The sequence below is a fragment of the Pedobacter sp. 01T416_2 genome (assembly GCF_056398925.1).
Window position 1 is genome coordinate 1 of record NZ_JBFTQI010000707.1, and the last position, 3,094, is coordinate 3,094.

General features: G+C 36.1%; 2 protein-coding genes. Both read right to left on the bottom strand.

Annotation, left to right across the window (positions count from 1 at the left end; genetic code table 11):
- Window positions 1-87 precede the first annotated feature (87 nt).
- Window positions 88-1,383: a TolC family protein gene (locus tag AC1DPQ_RS22825; RefSeq protein ID WP_477610969.1), complete on the bottom strand. Its 1,296-nt coding sequence runs from the start codon at window positions 1,381-1,383 to the stop codon at window positions 88-90.
- A 353-nt stretch (window positions 1,384-1,736) separates the two neighbouring features.
- On the bottom strand, window positions 1,737-2,759 hold the full coding sequence (locus AC1DPQ_RS22830; protein ID WP_477610970.1) for a S66 peptidase family protein: 1,023 nt from the start codon (window positions 2,757-2,759) through the stop codon (window positions 1,737-1,739).
- Window positions 2,760-3,094: the final 335 nt, after the last annotated feature.

Here is a 3,094-nt window from a genome sequence, read left to right on the forward strand (position 1 = left end):
AACTGCGATACCGATGATAATAAATATTGTTTTCTTTTTCATGATTCAAATATTAAGTAGACTAGGCGGTAGCCATCATCATGTATTTTAGTTAGTAATAGGAACTCCTGTGTAAAAATTATAGATCTTGGTATAAAGGCTTGCTGTATATTTAGCCTGAACAAAGGCCTGTAAAGCCTGCACATATAAATTTTTCTGTTGCAGGTTTTCTACAATATTGTTGGTGCCTTCTTTTAAGGCTGCATTCGAAATGCGTAAAGCCTCGCCAGTATAGTTAAACTGCTCTTGTGCTGCAGCATACTGGCTGTTTGCGTTCTGTACATTAATGTAAGCACGTTCTACATTTTGAGTTAATGTTGTTTTGGCATCTAAAAGCGATAAGCGGGCCTGCTCAATGCCAATATTAGCCTTGGCAACATTTGTTTTGGTTACTTTTCTATCAAAAATCGGAATTGAAAGCGTTAAACCTAAGTTTTGGTAAAAACTATTATTAAGCTGATAGCCGTAGCCGCCGATATTATTATTGTTATAACCTGTATTTAGCGATCCACCTAAACTCAGCGTTGGACGTAAGGTAGATTTTGCTTTGGCCAGTTCGGTGGTTTGAAGCTGTATATTTAATTCTCCACTTTTAATTTCCGGACGGGTACGCAATGCCTGATCTTGTGCCGAAGCTAAATTATCCAATGCGGGGGCTACTACAACCGTATCGGTTGTACTTACTTCAAAAGGAGTAGCTGTAGGCAATTGTAACAGTTGCTTTAAGGTTAAAATATTTTGCTGTAAAGTATTTTGTGCAGTAATCAGAGTATATTTATCATTGGCGTAAGTAGCCTGTAACTGCAACAAATCTTTTTTGGCAATGGTTCCAAACTTATATTGTTGTTCTGATTGTTTAACCTGAGCCTCGCTGGTGGTTAACAGATCTTTTAAATAGGTGATGTTTTCTCTGGCCAATAAAATATTCAGATAAGCCTGGGTGATGGAGATGGTAATGTCGTTTTTGGCTGCTTCTACCGATAGATTTGCGGTCTGTAAGGTAAGTTCTTTAGCCTTGATGTCATTTTTTAAATAACTTCCATTGTACAGCGTCATATCTGAACTTAAGCCAAAACCACTGGTATTCTGTAAACCCGATTTATAATTGGTAATGGCCTGGGAAACATTTCCGGATAAATCTGGGAGTACCGCTGCTTTTGAAGCGATTAAATTTTGCTCTGCCGTTTGAGAACTCAGCTTTAAGGTATTGATGCTGATGTTTTTTTCTTTGGCATACTCGATAGCAGTTTTTAGATCCCAAACTTGTGGAATATCCTGAGCTTTGATTGCATAAGGCGCTACAAGCAAAATGAGTACGACAATATATTTGATGTATTTGCACATGGCGAATAAATTTTGTGTCTATAGAACTATTGAACACAAAAATATATCCGGTTAAGGCCACGTTTTAACAATTGAGACCAAAGGGGAAAATGCTGAGACGAAAGCTCAAAACTTTGAGATCACTCAAAATTTATGTTTTAATATAAGGTTTAGTCTGTCTGTTTTTTTGGACCATTTAAGGCATCTTATGTTAGTTGGATTTCACATTAAAGACATCGTCATGCTGAATTTATTTTACAAGTAGAAATAGTGTTTTCAATTGTCTTGTAGCTACTACGTGGTCAGCATCTTCCTGCAATAAAGACCCTGAAATAAATTCAGGGTGACGATCGCATATAGAATAATGGTGGATGTTAAACCGTTCGTAATACCGAGCCGGTTTCGTTTACAATTAAGGTATGGTTTACACCACATTTTAAAGCAAAATTATTTCGTTGGTGCCCCACGGGGAAATCAAAAGCAATGGGATAACTGTATTCTTTTACTTTTTCTAAAACGCTATCATAAATGGTTTTGCCGAATTCTTCGCCAACATCATCGGGTTTAACTTTAAAACCACCAACGATTAATCCCTTTAGATTTTTCAGTTTGCCACTGCGTTTTAGGTTCCACAACATTCTATCAATACTATAAAGGTATTCACCCGTATCTTCGATAAAAAGGATTTTACCTTTTGTATCTAAATCCGAATCGCTACCTGCCAAAGTTTCGATAATACTCAGGTTTCCGCCCACTAAAATGCCATCAACTTTTCCTTGTTGGTTATTTACGTTAGGAGGAGCGGTGTAACCCATTTGCTCACCGATTAAAGCATTTTTTACAGATAAAATCGTTTCAATCTGTATAGGTTCAGCTTTACTCCAATCATCAGGAAAACTATTGCACATTTTAGAATGGATAGAGGCAATGCCATAATTTTTGGCCAAAYGGCAATGCAAAACGGTAATATCACTAAAGCCGATAATCCATTTGGGCTTTCTTTTAAATGATGAGAAATCTAATTTATCGATTATCCGTACAAAACCATAACCACCGCGGGCACACATAATAGCTTTAATTGTTGGATCATCGAGCATTTGCTGAAAATCAGCTAATCTCTCCTCATCTGTTCCACCATAGGTAAAATCGCGTTTGCCAATAGTATTGCCAACTTTTATGGTAAATCCCCAGCTTTGCATCTGTAAAACTGATGGTTGGATCTGTTCTTGTGTAATATACCCTGCAGGACTTGTAATCCCGATGGTATCACCAGGTTTTAAATAAGGAGGGATCTTAAATGATGAATTTTCGTTTTCAACGGTATTGGCGAGTGTTTTAAAAGCAGGAAGTACAGTTGCAGTCGCAATAAAAGAAGAAAGGAAATGTTTTCTGTTCATCTAAAATATGGATGTGATGTTGATTGGGCTAATATAGGATTTAAAATATTCGCATAAAAGAAAAGGGATTTATATCCATAAATCCCTTTTTTAAACCAAACAAATTAATCTGTAAAAGATTAGTATAATGTGAATTATATAAATAACCCAGAATGAAATAAAAAGTTTTGAGATTTTTTAAAAAAAATAAATCATATTCGACTACGAATTAAATTTTAAATTACCGTATCTGCTAAATAGCCCTGATGGAAAGGGAAATACTTTTGGCTTCGTTATATTGTATTAATGGATGCTTTCCAAAAAGATTAGAGTGCACAGCAGGAGCAGCCCAGTAC

Bases quoted from the DNA above. Each gene is read 5' to 3' on its own strand.
- AC1DPQ_RS22825 (WP_477610969.1), bottom strand. From the start codon at position 1,383: ATGTGCAAATACATCAAATATATTGTCGTACTCATTTTGCTTGTAGCG.